The sequence below is a fragment of the Pseudomonas sp. Sample_23 genome (assembly GCF_004307595.1).
Classification (GTDB): Bacteria; Pseudomonadota; Gammaproteobacteria; order Pseudomonadales; family Pseudomonadaceae; genus Aquipseudomonas; species Aquipseudomonas atacamensis.
The window spans coordinates 1-16,635 of record NZ_RCNX01000071.1 but is presented as its reverse complement, the minus strand read 5'-3'; the positions used below and the strand labels follow the sequence as shown (position 1 = coordinate 16,635).

The window sequence follows — 16,635 nt, the reverse complement described above, 5'->3', positions numbered from 1 at the left end:
TCAGCGCCGCGCCACATCCGAAAAATAGAACTTGTCCAGCGTATGCCGCGATTCGGTGTATTCGAACTGGCGGCCGTCCTGCAGGAAGGTCTGGTTGCTGACCACGATGACATGGCTCTGGCCGTCGAGGTCCAGGTGTTGTTGGTCGTCCTTGCTGGACGGTACGGCTTCGATGGTGCGCTGGGCGTAGGCGATCTGCAGTTGCAGGGTCTGTTCGATGTGGGCGTAGATCGAATGTTCGGCAATGTCTGCTGACAGGTCGGGGATCACGTCGCTGACGAAGTGGTTGATGTCGAGGATGACGCGTTTGCCGTCGATGCGCCGTACCCGCTTGATCCGGGTGATCGGGCTGCCGGGTTCGGCATTGATATGTTCAAGCAATGCACCTTCAAGCGGCACCTGACACATCTCGACCACTTCGGTGCTGACGTCGTTGCCCAGTCGCGGGTGGGTCTCCTGGAAGCTGACGATGCCGCCGAGCTGGAATTCGATCGGGTTGGTCGACAGCACGAACGCGCCTTTGCCGTGAATCTTCTGAGCGAAACCGCGCTCCTGCAACTGGTCGATGGCCTTGCGCACCGTGCCACGGCTGGCCTGATAGGTGTCCATCAGTTCGGTTTCGGAAGGCAGCCGGGCGCCGCGCTCCAGGCGCTGGGTGGTGATACTGGCAAGCAAATCGCTGTAGATCTGGTTGTATTTGCTCATGGCTGGACTCTGTGCCGACGGTGCTCAAAACCCCGAACCTTAAGGGCAGGGTAGGGGTTTGTCCATGCGGACGAAGGAAAACATCTTAGGTCAGAGTAGGAAGAATCCGCGTTTTTCTGACGTTCATCCACGGATGCAAACTCGTACAGACGAGTTGTTGCATTAACTCGTACAGACGAGTATTTTTCGTTTCGGCGTGCTGCCAATAACAACAATCCACGACGGAAGAACAAGCATGAGCCATGACTATCCGAACATCGCCAAGGAGCTGCTGGAAAGCCTCGGTGGCCGTGACAACATCGAGCAGGCGGCGCATTGCGTCACGCGTTTGCGCCTGGCGCTGAAGAACCCCGCGCTGGTGAATGTGGCCGCGCTCAATGGCGTCGATCTGGTCAAGGGTTCGTTCTTCACCGGCGGGTTGTACCAAGTGGTCATCGGCCCGGGTGATGTTGAAAAGGTTTATGCCGAACTGCGCCAGCAGACAGGCCTTGCGGCGTCGACCATCGCCGACGTTAAACAGAAAAGCGCCGAGAAGATCAACGCCATGCAGCGGCTGGTGCGGGTGTTTTCCGATGTGTTCATGCCGATCCTGCCGGCGCTGATCATTGCCGGCCTGTTGATGGGCATCAACAACCTGCTCGGCGCCAAGGGCATGTTCATCGAGGGCCAGACCCTGCTCGATGCCTATCCCAACCTCGACGGGTTGTGGAGCCTGATCAATCTGATGGCCAACACCTCATTCGTGTTCCTTCCGGCGCTGGTCGGCTGGTCGGCGGCCAAGCGTTTCGGCGGCAGCGAAATCCTCGGCATTGTCCTCGGTCTGATGCTGGTGCACCCAGACCTGCTCAACGCCTGGAATTACGGCAAGGCCGTGGCCGGGCTGGATGGGCAGCAACTGCCGTACTTCGACATCCTCGGTCTGTTTCAGGTGGAAAAGGTCGGTTACCAGGGGCAGATCCTGCCGATCCTGCTGGCGGCGTACGTAATGAGCGTGATCGAAAAATGGCTGCGCGCACGCGTGCCCAACGCGGTGCAGTTGCTGGTGGTGCCGATCACCACCATCGTTGTCACTGGCGTGCTGGCGTTGGCGATCATCGGTCCGGTGACCCGGCATATCGGCATCTACATCACCGAAGGGCTGGTGATGCTGTTCGATCTGGCGCCGCTGGTGGGCGGTCTGATTTTCGGCCTGTTGTATGCGCCGCTGGTGATCACCGGCATGCACCACATGTTCCTCGCCGTGGACCTGCAATTGATTTCGAGCCAGGGCGGCACGTTCATCTGGCCGATGATTGTCATGTCCAATCTGGCGCAGGGCAGTGCGGCATTGGCGGTGTTCTGGATGACGCGCAATGCGCGGGACAAGAGCATGGCCTCGACCTCGGCGATTTCTGCGTATTTCGGCATCACCGAGCCGGCGATGTTCGGCGTCAACCTGCGCTACAAGTTTCCGTTCTACGCCGCGCTGGCCGGTTCGGCGCTGGGTTGCATGTTCCTCTCACTGAACAAGATCCAGGCCTCGGCCATCGGCGTCGGTGGCTTGCCCGGTTTCATCTCGATCATTCCGCAGTTCATCCCGATGTTCGTCATCGGGATGCTGATCGCCATGCTCGTGCCGTTTGCCCTGACCTGCGTGCTGAGCATGAAGATCGTCCGTCCGGGTTACCGGGTTGCCTGAAATCAATAAAGGAGTCGCGCCATGCAAGACTGGCAACGTTCGGTGATCTACCAGATCTACCCGAAGAGCTTTCACAGCCATGCGGGCAACGCCACTGGCGATCTGCTCGGCATCGTCGCCAAGCTCGATTATCTGCAATGGCTGGGAGTCGATTACCTGTGGATCACGCCGTTCCTGCGCTCGCCGCAGCGCGATAACGGCTACGACATCAGCGACTACTACGCGGTCGATCCGAGTTACGGCAGCATGGCCGACTGTGAGCTGCTGATTGCCGAAGCGGGCAAGCGCGGGATCAAGCTGATGCTCGACATCGTGGTCAACCACACCTCGATCGAGCACGTCTGGTTCCAGCAGGCGCGCAGCAGCCTCGACAATCCTTACCGCGACTTTTATATCTGGCGCGACCAGCCGAACAACTGGGAATCCAAATTCGGCGGCTCGGCCTGGGAGTACGAAGCGCAGACCGGCCAGTACTATCTGCACCTGTTCGACCACACCCAGGCCGACCTCAATTGGGACAACCCCAAGGTCCGCGACGAAGTGTTCAAGATGATGCGTTTCTGGCGCGACAAAGGCGTCGGTGGCTTTCGTCTGGACGTGATCAATCTGATCTCGAAACCGGCGGACTTCCCCGAGGACGACAGCGACGGTCGGCGCTTCTACACCGATGGGCCTAACGTGCATGCGTACTTGCAGCAAATGCACCGCGAAGTCTTCGAAGGGCATGAGCTGATCAACGTCGGCGAGATGTCCTCGACCCGCCTCGAACACTGCATCCGCTACTCCAATCCGCAGTCGAAAGAACTGTCGATGACCTTCAACTTTCATCACCTGAAGGTCGATTACCCGAATCTGCAGAAGTGGGTGCGCGCCGATTTCGATTTCCTCCAGCTCAAGCAGATTCTCTCCGACTGGCAGACCGGCATGCAGGCGGGCGGCGGCTGGAATGCGCTGTTCTGGTGTAACCACGATCAGCCACGCGTGGTCTCGCGGTTCGGCAATGACGGCGAATACCGCGAGCTGTCGGCGAAGATGCTCGGCACTGCGCTGCACTTTCTGCAGGGCACGCCCTTCGTTTATCAGGGCGAAGAATTGGGAATGACCAATCCGGGGTTCGAGAGCATCGAGCAATACCGTGACGTCGAAACCCTGAATATCTTTCGCCTCAAGCGTGAAGCCGGCACCAGCGACCTCGACAACATGGCGGCGATCATGCAGAAGTCCCGCGACAACGGGCGAACGCCGATGCACTGGCACGCCGGGCACAACGCCGGCTTCACGCGCAGCGAACCATGGATTGGCGTGCCGGCCAATGCCGCACAGATCAATGTCGCGCATCAACTGCACGACCCGGAATCGGTGCTGCATCACTATCGGCGCCTGATCGCTTTACGCCGCACTGAAGCGTTGATCTCCGATGGCATCTATCGCCAGTTGTTGCCGGAGCATCCACAGGTCTGGGCGTACCTGCGCGAGGGGACGGGCGAACGCCTGTTAGTGGTGAACAACTTCTATGGGACTGCCTGTGAGGTCGAGCTACCGGCACTGATCGACGAAGCCCAGGAGCAGCGCCTGTTGATCAGCAACTACCCGGACTGCCCGCAACGCTCGCGTTTGCTGCAGTTGCGACCTTACGAATCCTTCGTGCTGCACCTGACCGACCCCTGATTTTTTAACTGAATAACAACCTTTGAAAAAACACGCAGAACGCTGCGCGGGGGATTTGTGCGCGCTGAATTCCTGCAACCACACAATAAAAACAACGGGTGGCATATATGAGAGCAACCATAAATTACAGTCTGGCAATCGCGGGGATTTGTCTGGCGATGCCTACGTCATCACATGCGCTGGAGTTCGGCGGCTATCTGCGCAGCGGGGTTGGTACATCGGTCAACAGCAGCAGCCAGTCGTGTTTCCAGTTGCCCGGCGCGCAGACCAAATATCGCCTCGGTAACGAGTGCGAGCAGTACGGTGAGCTCGAGCTGCGCCAGGATCTGTACACCCTCGACGACGGCTCGGTGCTGAGCGTCGACGGCATGGCCTCGCTGTATAACCGCTACGACCGCAGCCTGACGTTCAAGGAGGACAACGGCTCGATTCGTTTGCCGCAGGCGTATGCGCAATGGTCGGCGATGCCCGCGCTCAACGGCGGCTCGCTGTGGGCAGGGCGGCGTTACTACAAACGTAACGACATCCATATTTCCGATTTCTATTACTGGAACCAGAGCGCCACCGGGGCAGGCATTGAAGACGTGTTGCTCGGCGGCCTGAAATACAGCTACGCCTTTTCGCGCAAGGACAACCTTTACCAAAAGGATTACATCAACCGCCACGACTTCAATGTCGGCGGTTTCAACAGTAACCCGGGCGGTGAACTGGAGTTCGGCCTGAGTTACATCGACAAGCCCGACAGCCGCGATGCCCACCGTGGCTGGGCGATTACCACTCAGCACGTGCAGCAGGACTTTCTCGGTGGCAAGAACAAACTTGCGCTGCAATACGGTGAAGGGCCGGGCACCGGATTGGGCTATACCGGTAACGTCAGGCTTGATGACCGCAACAAGAGCTATCGCATCGTCGAGTTCTTCGACTGGCAACTGACGCCGCGTTTTGGCGGGCAAGTGCAGGCGGTGTATCAAAAGGATATTCGTCAGGGCGGCGCCGACCAGAACTGGCTGTCACTCGGCGTGCGCCCGGCCTATGCGCTGAGCGAGCAGTTCAAACTGGTGACCGAACTGGGGCACGATCAGGTCGAGGCGGCGGACGGCACGCGCAAGCTGAGCAAGTTCACCTTCGCGCCGACCTGGTCACCGAAAGGCCCGGAATTCTGGGCGCGGCCCGAAGTACGTCTGTATTACACCTATGCCAGCTGGAACCAGGCAGCCAAGCGTGCCGCCAACCTGTTGGCCAAAGGCTCGGCACTGTCCGATACGGGCGCCTTCGGCAACGCGCGGCACGGCGCCAATGTCGGTTTGCAGGTTGAATACTGGTGGAAATAAGCAAGGCGGCTGCGACCGCTCATTCAATGAATACAAGCTCAGGTGATGTCATGGCCACACCCCAACAATTGCAGCTGCTGGCTCCTTTATCCGGCGTGCTGATGGCGCTGGACCAGGTGCCCGACCCGGTGTTTTCCGGGCGGATCATCGGCGACGGTTTGTGCATCGACCCGACTTCGTCAACGCTCTGCGCACCGTTGGCCGGTGTGGTCAGCGACGTGCAGGCCAGCGGGCACGCGCTCACCATCACCAGTGACGCGGGTGTTCAGGTGTTGATGCATATCGGCCTGGACACGGTGAATCTCGCCGGCGAAGGATTCACCCGCCGCGTTGAAGCGGGGCAGCGGGTCGAAGCAGGGCAGGCGCTGATCGACTTCGATGCTGACTACATTGCCCTGCACGCGCGCAGTTTGTTGACCTTGATGCTGGTGGTCAGCGGCGAGCCGTTCGATTCACTCGTTGGCTCAACCGGGTTGGTCGAGGTGGGCCAGCCAGTGCTGGACGTCGTGGTCGGCGCAGCCGTCGGCGAACATCCAGCGCCGGTGCCGGGCGACGCGGTGTTCTCGCAGCCGATCCATCTGCCCAATCCCAATGGTCTGCACGCGCGGCCGGCGGCAGTATTTGCCCAGGCGGCCAAAGCATTTTCAGCGACCATTCATCTGCACAAGCTGCACGCGCAAGCCAACGGCAAATCCCTGGTGGCAATCATGGCGTTGCAGACGGCCCATGGCGACAGCGTGCAAGTCAGCGCCGAAGGTGAAGATGCCGAAGTAGCGGTCGCAGCGCTGACACGCTTGCTGAGCGAAGGCTGCGGCGAAGCGGTGACAGCGCCCGCACCGGTCGAAGCCGATGCAGCAGAAATGCCGAACATCCTGCGTGGTGTCTGCGCCTCGCCCGGTTCGGCGTTGGGACAAGTCATGCAGATCGTCGAAGCGTCGCTTCTGATCAACGAGTTCGGCGCCGAGCCGCCAGTTGAACTGGAGGCGTTGAGCCAGGCCCTGATCGAAGCCGACATGGCCCTGCAACATCTGCGCGACACCGCCAGCGGCCAGGCGCAAGCGGAGATCTTCAAGGCGCATCAGGAACTGCTCGCCGACCCGAGTCTGCTGGATCAGGCCCGGGCGCTGATCGACGCGGGCAACAGCGCGGCGTTTGCCTGGAAGACCAGCACCGATGCAACGGCGGCGATGTTTCGCTCGCTGGGCAATGCCTTGCTGGCTGAGCGCGCGGCGGATCTGGATGATGTCGGCAAGCGCGTGCTGAAGCTGATCCTCGGTGTTCACGAGCAGACGCTGGAGTTGCCGGACGACACCATTCTGATCGCCGATCAGCTGACCCCTTCCCAGACCGCCGGGCTCGATACGCGCAAGGTGCTCGGGTTTGCCACCGTTGGCGGCGGCGCCACCAGCCATGTCGCGATCCTCGCGCGAGCCTGTGGCTTGCCGGCGATCTGTGGCATGCCATTGCAAATGCTCGGGCTCGGCAACGGCACGCGGGTGCTGCTCGATGCCGACAAAGGCGAATTGCAGTTGCACCCGGACGCCGAGTCCATCGATCAATTGCGCACGCGGCATGAGCGTCAGCGCCAGCGTCATCAGCAGGAACTGGCGCAGGCCAGCGAGGCGGCTTGTACCCGTGACGGTCAGCACATCGAAGTCACCGCCAACGTTGCCTCGCAGGAAGAAACCGCCCAGGCCATGGAGCTGGGCGCCAATGGTGTGGGGCTGCTGCGTTCGGAGTTTCTCTACCTCGGCCGCCAGCAAGCGCCGAGCCATGACGAACAGGTGGCCACTTATAGCGCCATCGCGCGCACCATCGGGCCGGCACACAATCTGGTGGTGCGCACCCTCGATGTCGGTGGCGACAAACCGCTGGCCTACGTGCCGATGGACAGCGAAACCAATCCCTTCCTTGGTTTGCGCGGCATTCGCCTGTGCCTTGAGCGACCGCAACTGTTGCGTGAGCAGTTCCGCGCAATCCTCGCCTGCTGTGAGCTGACGCGTTTGCACATCATGTTGCCGATGGTCACGAATTTGGCCGAACTGCGTCTGGCGCGGCAGATTCTCGAGCAAGAAGCGCGCGTGCTGGGCCTGGCGCATCTGCCAAAGCTGGGAATCATGATCGAAGTGCCTGCCGCTGCGCTGATGGCCGATGTGCTGGCGCCGCACGTGGACTTTTTCTCCATCGGCACCAACGACCTCACTCAATACACCCTGGCCATGGACCGCGATCATCCGCGTCTGGCCAGTCAGGCGGACAGCTTTCACCCTTCGGTGCTGCGCCTGATCGCGATGACGGTGAAGGCTGCGCATGCCCACGGCAAATGGGTCGGCGTCTGCGGTGCGATGGCGTCTGAACGCCTTGCCGTGCCGCTGCTGCTGGGGCTGGGTGTGGATGAGCTGTCGGTGAGCGTGCCGTTGATTCCGGCGATCAAGTCGGCGGTCCGCGAAGTGGATCTGGCCGACTGTCGAATCATCGCCGAACAGGTTTCGAACCTGGAAAGCGCCGCCGACGTGCGCGCAGCCTTGCAGCAGTTTCATGGGGCGAAAGTCGATGCCTCACCGGTTATGGAGAATTGAACATGTTCGACAAATTGCAGCAGGCATTCTGGAAAGCACTGACGCCGGATCTGGTACCGGATGAGGCAAACATTACCGCCGATGCGGTTGCCGGCTTGAACGCCGAGATCGTCGCCGCGCTGGGCGGTGTGGATAACCTCAAGTCGCAGCAACCGCTGGCGCTGACCCGGGTGCGCGTCACGCTGCACGACGCGGCCTGTGTCGACCGTCAGGCGTTGAGTATGGCCGGTGTGTCGGGCGTCATGTGCCTTGAGGGCGGTGTGCTGCACCTGATTATCGGGCTGCGCGCATAAGGCAGAAAAGACGTGCGGCCGCAGGTCGCCCTTACTGTTTCTCAACTGCGGGTGTATCGTATTCGCCTTTTTGCGGATCCCTCGGGGTCCGTCGCTGATACGTGAGGTAGTTGAGTTCATGTCCTTTACCCGTCGCCAAATCCTCGGTGGCCTGGCCGGTCTTGTTGTCGTTGGCGTGGGCGCGGGAGGCGCGTCGCGTTACTGGCTGGGCAAGATGGCCGACGCCGAGGCCGGCCACGACTATGAACTGATCGCCGCGCCGCTCGACGTCGAGCTGGTGCCGGGGCACAAGACCGAAGCCTGGGCGTTCGGCCCGTCGGCGCCGGGCACCGAGTTGCGTGTACGCCAGGGTGAATGGCTGCGGGTGCGTTTCATCAATCACCTGCCGGTGGCGACCACCATCCACTGGCACGGCATCCGCCTGCCGCTGGAAATGGACGGCGTGCCTTATGTGTCGCAACTGCCGGTATTGCCGGGCGAATACTTCGACTACAAATTCCGCGTGCCGGACGCCGGCAGCTACTGGTATCACCCGCATGTCAGCAGCAGCGAGGAACTGGGGCGCGGGCTGGTCGGGCCGCTGATCATCGAAGAACGCGAGCCGACCGGGTTCAAGTATGAGAAAACCCTGAGCCTGAAGAACTGGCACATTGACGAGCAAGGCCAGTTCGTCGAGTTCAGCATCCCCCGCGAAGCGGCCCGTGGCGGTACCGCCGGGCGCCTGTCGACGATCAATGGTGTGCCGTTGCCGGTGATTGATCTGCCGGCCGGGCAGATCACCCGGGTGCGTCTGCTTAACCTCGACAACACCCTGACCTATCGCATCAACATCCCCGGTGTCGAAGCGAAGATCTACGCACTCGATGGCAACCCGGTCGAGCCCCGCCCGTTGGGCAAGGAATACTGGCTCGGCCCCGGCATGCGCATTTGCCTGGCGATCAAGGCGCCGGCGGCGGGTGAAGAGTTGTCGCTGCGTAACGGCCCGGTGCGTCTGGGCACGCTACGTTCAGTCGCCAACACCGACGCGCCGACGGACTGGCCGAAAGCCCTGCCGGCCAACCCGGTGGCCGAGCCGGATCTGGCCAATGCGGAGAAACTCAACTTCAATTTCGAATGGGTCGGCTCGGTCTCGGTGAACACCGAAAACGGCAAACCGCCGAGCCTGTGGCAGATCAACGGCAAGGCCTGGGACATCACCGACAAGACCTGTGCTGACCGACCGATTGCCAGCCTGAAACTGGGTCAGAGCTATATTTTCGAATTGAAGAACATGACCCAGTACCAGCACCCGATCCACCTGCACGGCATGAGCTTCAAGGTGATCGCGTCGAACCGGCACAAAGTCATTCCGTATTTCACCGACACCTATCTGCTGGGCAAGAACGAGCGTGCGCAAGTGGCGCTGGTGGCAGATAACCCGGGGGTATGGATGTTCCACTGCCATGTCATCGACCACATGGAAACCGGCCTGATGGCCGCGATCGAGGTGAAATGATGCGCCAGATCCGCCCGGCGGCGATCATCGACCGCAGCCGCGACCGCGACTTCATGCGCGAAGCCCTGACCCTCGCCGCACAGGGCGCCGCCCTCGGTGAGGTGCCGGTGGGCGCGGTGCTGGTGCAGGATGGCGCGATCATCGGTCGCGGCTTCAATTGCCCAATCAGCACCAGCGACCCGAGTGCCCATGCGGAAATGGTCGCGATCCGCGCCGCCGCGCAGGCGGTGGATAACTATCGCCTGCCGGGCAGCACGCTGTATGTGACGCTGGAACCGTGCAGCATGTGCGCCGGGCTGATCGTGCATTCGCGAGTGGCGCGGGTGGTGTATGGCGCGCTGGAACCCAAGGCCGGGATTGTGCAGAGTCAGGGACAGTTTTTTACCCAGGGCTTTTTGAATCACCGGGTGTTGTATGAGGGCGGGGTGCTGGCTGAAGAATGTGGTGCGGTGCTGACCGAGTTTTTCCGCGCCAGACGCACCAAAAGCCCCTCACCCTAACCCTCTCCCAGAGGGAGAGGGGACCGACCGAGTTGGATGGACCAAATCCGCCGACCTGAAATACCGAGTCGGACGCAAGTTTTGAAAAGCTCAATAATCAGCTCCCTCTCCCTGGGGAGAGGGCTGGGGTGAGGGGGTAGGCCCACCGCGGTCATGGGAAAATACGCTTACTTCCTGGCGACGATAACCGCACGCATCGGTGCCGGCAGCCCTTCAATGGTTTTGCTGTGATCCTCAGGATCCAGAAAATCACTCAGCGACTGATACTTCATCCACTCCGTCCCGCGTTGTTCTTCCACCGTCGTGGTACTGACATCCACACAACGAATATCGCTGAATCCGGCTCTGCGCAGCCACAATTCCAGCGCCGGCACCGACGGCAAAAACCACACGTTGCGCATCTGCGCGTAGCGATCTTCCGGCACCAGCACTTGGTGCTTGTCGCCTTCGACCACCAGGGTTTCCAGCACCAGTTCCCCACCCTTGACCAGGCAATCCTTCAGCGCCAGCAAATGCTCGATTGGCGAGCGACGGTGATAGAAGACGCCCATGGAAAAAACCGTGTCAAAGCCTTCCAGATTCGGCGGCAGGTCTTCGAACGGGAACGGCAGGTGCCAGGCATTCGGCTCGGACAGGTAACGTTGCACGGCCTGGAACTGGCAGAAGAACAGCCAGTTCGGGTCGACCCCGATCACGCTGTCGGCACCGGCGCCGAGCATGCGCCACATGTAGTAGCCGTTGCCGCAGCCGACATCGAGAATGCGTTTGCCCTTCAGGTCGAGGTGTGGGGAGACCCGCGACCACTTCCAGTCCGAGCGCCATTCGGTGTCGACATGCACACCGAACAGATCGAACGGCCCTTTGCGCCATGGCGAGAGGCCCATCAGCGCGGTGCGCATCTGTGCGCGGGTGTCGTCGTCGCAATCGGTGTCGAGTTTCAGGCCGTTGAGCAGGTCGATTTCGCTTGGCTGGATCTTCGGCAAGGCGTCCAGCGCACTTTGCCAGCGCTCCAGATCGCCGTGGCCTTTCTCCATTTTCTTGTCGAGTTGCGCTTGCAGGGTGTTGGCCCATTCGGCCAGCGGAGTACCGGCCAGACGGCGGGCGAGGGGAGACAGATCAATCATGGCAAGGCAATCAACGAGGCAAAGTTAAGACACTGGAACCACGGCACGACTTTCGAGAACCCGGCGGCCAGCAGGCGTTCGCGGTGTTCTTCGAGGCTGTCGGGCTTCATGACGTTTTCGATGGCGCTGCGCTTCTGGGCGATTTCCAGTTCGCTGTAGCCGTTGGCGCGTTTGAACGCCACGTGCAGATCGGTGAGCAGCGCGTGCTCTTCGGCATCGTTGAAGCGCAGCTTCTCCGAGAGAATCAGCGCGCCGCCGGGCAACAACGATTGGCGAATGCGCGAGAGCAACGCGGTGCGCTGGTCCGGGGCGATGAATTGCAGGGTGAAGTTCAGCGCCACCACCGAGGCCGGTTGAAACTCCAGCGCGAGGATATCGCCCTCGATCACCTCGACTGGCAGCAATTCCTGAAACATCGAATCCTGACCGTTGAGGTATTCCCGGCAACGCTCGACCATCGCCGCCGAGTTATCCACAGCGATCACCCGGCAACCGTCGGTGCGCACATGACGGCGCAGGGCTTGCGTGACTGCGCCGAGCGACGAGCCGAGGTCGTAGAGCACGCTGTTCGGCTGGGCGAACTGCGCCGCGAGCACGCCGAGGTTTTCGACGATGGTCGGGTAACCCGGCACCGAGCGCTTGATCATGTCCGGGAACACCCGCACCACGTCTTCATTGAAGGCGAAGTCAGGCACCTGGGCCAAAGGCTGGGCGAATAGGCGATCGGGTTCTTTGCTCACGGCGGCGTCCGGCGGTGTCGGTGGAAAAGGCCGGCATTTTAGCCAAAGTGGCGCGGGGATGCTTGGGTTGTCTGATAAAGCACCGAGACGGGTGTAATTTCTCGCCGTCAGGGATATGGCTTTCGCGAGCAGGCTCGCTCCCACAGGGGATCGCGGTGTCCTGTGGGAGCGAGGCTGCTCGCGAAGAGGCCAGCGCGGTTTCCCGCCGTCAGTTCACCGAAATAGCGCAGTCAAAGGTTTCCACCGGCAGCACTTCCGGAGCCCACGGCTGTTGCGAGGTCAGGCGCAAGCGCCCGGTGCCGGCCGCGAAGGCCTGGAAGCGCCAGGTCGAGACCCCCGCTGCGCCCACCACGCCGGCATCTTCCGGATTGCTGTAAACCTCGGGGCTGAGGGCGCGCAACACGCCGCCAGCTGAATCCTGAATCGCCCAGCGATAGCCGGTGGTCGGGTTGCTTGGCAGGCTGATGATCAGGTTTTGCCCGACGTTGAGCCGCACGGGGCATTCGCTTTGTTTTTCCACAGTCACGTTGTGTTTCGGTTGCGTGGCGCAGGCCGCCAGCAAGGAAAGGGCGAGGGGGAGAAACAGGCGAGTGGGGGACATAAGGTCAGCAGCTCCGGCAGTTACGACGAGCGGCGAGCATAACTGAAGATGAGACAAAGTGTGACAGTCAGGGAGAGTGGTGTTGCAAGAGCTCACGCCTTCGCGAGCAGGCTCGCTCCCACAGTGATCAGCAGTGTCGACAGATTTTGTGTTCACTGCATCACCGTGTGGGAGCGAGCCTGCTTGCGAAGGAGGTATAGCAATGATCATCAGAAGAGAACCTTCACGTCCGCAAGCTTCTTAACGAAACGCACGGTATCGCCTGTCTCTGCTGATGAAGATATGGAGTTGCCTCAGTCAATCCTTGGCCAGGTAAATATCGAAATCTGCGTTGATGTTCAAAATCGAGCCGTTAGGTGTTTTGGCTTTTACCAACAAGGCCTTCGCGCGGTAGCGACGTTCATCGGTAACTTCCAGTTCAAGCGTTGCTTCAAGTATGTCCAGGCTCCAATTTATATATCTATCGCCCACGTAGCGCATTTCGCTATATTGCAACAGCGTAAATGGGCTGCCCACACTTGGATAGTGATAGGTTCCAGAAGTGATTTCTTTCTTCAAGTGAACTGAAAATGAGCGCGCATCACTGGTTATATAAGTGTCCGGGTAAACTGTTCCGCTTTGGGTGTTGAAGTTAATGTCTTCCAGAAAAAATGCATCAGTGTAGTTTAGGCCCGAAGAGTGAAATGGAGCTCGTGCAAATGACGTTTCGCCCGGTTCCGCAGAAACAGGAAACGTCGCGTTGAATTCTCCGGTCAGGTTTTGCAATCTCGTGCTTGCTGGAGTTCTTTTAGACTGCATGCTGCTTGAAACTGTCGGACTGCTGTTGAAGGTCACTAGAACGTCAAAGCGCGACGTGATTTCAAGGATTTCTCCGTTGATCAGCACTTCGAATCGGAGCTCACCAGAGTAACGGCGCCCGTCTTCAGTAATGCTCAACTCAAGTTCAGCCTTGGTCGCCTTGTGAACCACGAAGTTGAAATTGGTGTCGGAGTTTTGAAATTCCCCATAGGTTACCTGGACCACTGAAGCGTCCCGCGGAAATACGTAGGTGCCCGATGCGATCTCTGATTTAAGCGTAATGCCTATGCTTCGATGGTCGCTGGTTGTCGTGGGTAATGGCTGCGTGCCCGAGTTGCTATCAAAGTTCAGATACTCAAGGGATCTGGCCATTCGGTTGTGCACTGTCTGCGAGTGATAGGGATAGCGTGCTTCGCCTGGATCGCCGGGTCTGGTGAATGAAGCTTCGAAGCGTCCGCAAAGGTTATGCATGTAGCGGGTATGAGGCGCGTTGTGATTGTTCATCAGGTACTCACGAGTAGACGACAAATAGAACAATCAGTGTGGGTAGTGCGCATGAAAAAAAGTACTGTCAGAGTTGACAGTACTTTAGATTCCTATGCTTGGATATGACTGGTTTTAACAGCAGATTCATATAAGCGCTGCGGTACGGCCCGCAGCACTTACACTCGCGTTAGAACAAGACTTTCGCCACATCCGCAAACCGCTTGGCAAAGTGCACGGTAATCCCTTCCTTCAGGTAATCCGGCAATTCCTCAAAGTTACCCCGGTTCGGCTCCGGCAGAATCAATTCGAAAATCTTCTGCCGCCGCGCTGCGATCACTTTCTCGCGCACGCCGCCGATCGGCAGTACATGCCCGGTCAGGGTCAGTTCGCCGGTCATCGCCACGCCTTTTTTCGGTGGCTGATTACGCGCGAGGGATAGCAGGGCGCTGGCCATGGTTACGCCGGCGCTCGGGCCGTCCTTTGGCGTCGCGCCTTCGGGTACGTGCAGGTGGACGAAGGCTTCGTCGAAGAACTTCGCGTCTCCACCAAACTGCTTGAGGTGCGAGCTGACGTAGCTGTAGGCGATCTCCGCCGATTCCTTCATTACATCGCCGAGTTGCCCTGTGAGCTTGAAGCCACGATTCAAGGTATGAATCCGCGTGGCTTCGATCGGCAAGGTCGCGCCGCCCATGCTGGTCCAGGCCAGACCGGTAATCACGCCGGTGCCGGACAGCACTTGCTCATTGCGGAATACAGGATGGCCCAGCGAGGCTTCGAGGTCTTTCGGGCCGAGTTTGATCACCGCTTTCGGATCGTCGATCAGCTTCATCACCGCTTTGCGCACCAGTTTGCCCATCTGCTTTTCCAGCTGCCGCACACCGGCTTCACGGGCATAGCCGTCGATCAGGGCTTTGAGCGCGGTGTCGCTGATGCTCAGGCTGCCTTTTGATACGCCGGCCTTTTCCAGCAGTTTCGGCCACAGGTGACGCTTGGCGATGGCGACTTTTTCTTCGGTGATGTAGCCGGACAGGCGAATCACTTCCATCCGGTCCAGCAACGGGCCGGGGATCGAGTCGAGGGTGTTGGCGGTGCAGACGAACAGCACCTTCGACAGATCCATGCGCAGGTCGAGGTAGTGGTCGAGGAATTCGACGTTCTGCTCAGGATCGAGAGTTTCCAGCAGCGCCGAGGCCGGGTCGCCCTGGTAGCTCTGGCCCATCTTGTCGATCTCGTCGAGCATGATCACCGGGTTCATCACTTCGACGTCTTTCAACGCCTGCACCAGTTTGCCCGGTTGCGCGCCGATGTAGGTGCGGCGGTGGCCCTTGATCTCGGCTTCATCGCGCATGCCGCCGACGCTGAAGCGGTAGAACGGCCGGCCGAGGGATTCGGCGATGGATTTGCCAACGCTGGTCTTACCCACGCCTGGTGGGCCGACCAGCAGCACGATCGAGCCGCTGATTTCGCCTTTGTACGCACCGACGGCGAGGAATTCGAGGATGCGATCCTTGATGTCGTCCAGACCGGCGTGATGCTTGTCGAGGATTTTGCGTGCGTGCTTGAGGTCGAGTTTGTCCTCGCCGTACACGCCCCACGGCACCGATGTTGCCCAGTCCAGATAATTACGCGTGACGGCGTATTCCGGCGAGCCGGTTTCGAGGATCGACAGTTTGTGGGTTTCTTCCTCGAGGCGCTTCTGCACCTGCGCCGGCAGGGTTTTGCCTTCGAGGCGTTGCTGGAACTGTTCGAGGTCGGCGCTGCGGTCGTCCTTGGTCAGGCCGAGTTCCTGCTGAATGACCTTGAGTTGCTCCTTGAGGAAGAACTCCCGCTGATGCTCGCCGATCTTGCGGTTAACTTCGGCGGAAATCTCTTTCTGCAGACGCGCGACTTCGACTTCCTTGCGCAGCATCGGCAGGACTTTTTCCATGCGCTTGAGCATCGGCACGCAGTCGAGCACTTCTTGCAGCTCGGGGCCGGTGGCGGAGGTCAGGGCGGCGGCGAAGTCGGTCAGCGGCGACGGATCGTTGGGGCTGAAGCGGTTGAGGTAGTTCTTCAGCTCTTCGCTGTACAGCGGGTTGAGCGGCAGCAGCTCCTTGATCGCATTGATCAGCGCCATGCCATAGGCCTTGACCTCGTCGGTCGGCTCGGTGGGCTGGTGCGGGTATTCGACTTCGACCAGGTACGGCGGGCGATGGTGCTTGAGCCAAGTCTTGATGCGCACACGGCTCAGGCCCTGGGCGACAAATTGCAGTTTGCCGTTTTCGCGGCTGGCGTGGTGAACCTTGACCAGCGTGCCGTATTCGGGGAGGGCGCCGGTGTCGAAATGGCGCGGGTCTTCCTGGGGCGTGTCCATGAAGAACAGGGCCAGGGAGTGGTGTTCGGATTTGCTGACCAGTTCGAGGGTTTCGGCCCACGGCTCTTCATTGACGATGACCGGCAGGACCTGGGCCGGGAAGAACGGACGGTTGTGGATCGGGATGATGTAGACCTTGTCCGGCAGGTTTTGCCCGGGCAGTGCCAGGCCGGTGCCGGAGGAGGTGTGTTCGATGTGGTCGGTTTCGTAATCGTCGTGATTGTCCGGGCGATCTTGCTGGTCGGTCATGGGGCACCTGCGCAATGGGGTATGGGGTCTTAGAT

13 protein-coding genes are annotated in these 16,635 nt (G+C 60.1%); 7 read left to right on the top strand and 6 right to left on the bottom strand.

Annotated features, from left to right (window positions below):
- The gene (treR, locus tag D8U82_RS18650; RefSeq protein WP_016773346.1) at nucleotides 1-705 is read right to left on the bottom strand and encodes a trehalose operon repressor; all 705 of its coding nucleotides are present in this window, start codon (nucleotides 703-705) and stop codon (nucleotides 1-3) included.
- Between the two features lie 235 nt (nucleotides 706-940).
- On the opposite strand from treR, the gene treP reads away from it, so the two are divergent.
- The 7 genes from treP (at nucleotide 941) to tadA (ending at nucleotide 10,249) form a co-directional block, all read left to right on the top strand.
- Nucleotides 941-2,383, top strand: a complete 1,443-nt coding sequence (treP, locus tag D8U82_RS18645) for a PTS system trehalose-specific EIIBC component (RefSeq protein ID WP_041479919.1) — start codon at nucleotides 941-943, stop codon at nucleotides 2,381-2,383.
- Between the two features lie 21 nt (nucleotides 2,384-2,404).
- On the top strand, nucleotides 2,405-4,051 hold the full coding sequence (gene treC / locus D8U82_RS18640; RefSeq protein WP_125917650.1) for an alpha,alpha-phosphotrehalase: 1,647 nt from the start codon (nucleotides 2,405-2,407) through the stop codon (nucleotides 4,049-4,051).
- A 107-nt stretch (nucleotides 4,052-4,158) separates the two neighbouring features.
- Nucleotides 4,159-5,382 carry a carbohydrate porin gene (locus D8U82_RS18635; RefSeq protein WP_130902711.1) on the top strand — a complete coding sequence of 408 codons (1,224 nt, stop codon included), beginning with the start codon at nucleotides 4,159-4,161 and terminating at the stop codon, nucleotides 5,380-5,382.
- Nucleotides 5,383-5,432: 50 nt separating this feature from the next.
- Entirely contained in the window at nucleotides 5,433-7,961 is a 2,529-nt protein-coding gene (gene ptsP / locus D8U82_RS18630; protein WP_130902710.1) for a phosphoenolpyruvate--protein phosphotransferase, read from the top strand.
- Between the two features lie 2 nt (nucleotides 7,962-7,963).
- Nucleotides 7,964-8,254 (top strand): PTS transporter subunit EIIB, encoded by a 291-nt coding sequence (locus tag D8U82_RS18625; protein ID WP_130888246.1) that lies wholly within the window; start codon nucleotides 7,964-7,966, stop codon nucleotides 8,252-8,254.
- A gap of 118 nt (nucleotides 8,255-8,372) precedes the next feature.
- A complete protein-coding gene (locus D8U82_RS18620) occupies nucleotides 8,373-9,749 on the top strand; it encodes a multicopper oxidase family protein (protein WP_024014196.1) in 1,377 nt (458 codons plus the stop codon).
- Nucleotides 9,749-10,249 (top strand): tRNA adenosine(34) deaminase TadA, encoded by a 501-nt coding sequence (gene tadA / locus D8U82_RS18615; protein ID WP_016773353.1) that lies wholly within the window; start codon nucleotides 9,749-9,751, stop codon nucleotides 10,247-10,249. The genes D8U82_RS18620 and tadA overlap by 1 nt, the downstream gene beginning before the upstream one ends.
- Nucleotides 10,250-10,416: 167 nt before the next feature.
- On the opposite strand, the gene cmoB is transcribed toward tadA, so the two are convergent.
- The 5 genes from cmoB to lon form a co-directional block, all read right to left on the bottom strand.
- A complete protein-coding gene (gene cmoB, locus D8U82_RS18610; protein WP_016773354.1) occupies nucleotides 10,417-11,373 on the bottom strand; it encodes a tRNA 5-methoxyuridine(34)/uridine 5-oxyacetic acid(34) synthase CmoB in 957 nt (318 codons plus the stop codon).
- Complete coding sequence (gene cmoA, locus D8U82_RS18605) at nucleotides 11,370-12,113, bottom strand: carboxy-S-adenosyl-L-methionine synthase CmoA (protein WP_016773355.1); 744 nt, start codon at nucleotides 12,111-12,113, stop codon at nucleotides 11,370-11,372. The genes cmoB and cmoA overlap by 4 nt, the downstream gene beginning before the upstream one ends.
- A gap of 208 nt (nucleotides 12,114-12,321) precedes the next feature.
- Complete coding sequence (locus tag D8U82_RS18600; RefSeq protein WP_024014192.1) at nucleotides 12,322-12,714, bottom strand: protease inhibitor I42 family protein; 393 nt, start codon at nucleotides 12,712-12,714, stop codon at nucleotides 12,322-12,324.
- Nucleotides 12,715-13,011: 297 nt separating this feature from the next.
- Entirely contained in the window at nucleotides 13,012-14,016 is a 1,005-nt protein-coding gene (locus tag D8U82_RS18595) for a hypothetical protein (protein WP_130902709.1), read from the bottom strand.
- Nucleotides 14,017-14,185: 169 nt separating this feature from the next.
- Nucleotides 14,186-16,600 carry an endopeptidase La gene (gene lon, locus D8U82_RS18590; protein WP_024014191.1) on the bottom strand — a complete coding sequence of 805 codons (2,415 nt, stop codon included), beginning with the start codon at nucleotides 16,598-16,600 and terminating at the stop codon, nucleotides 14,186-14,188.
- Nucleotides 16,601-16,635: the final 35 nt, after the last annotated feature.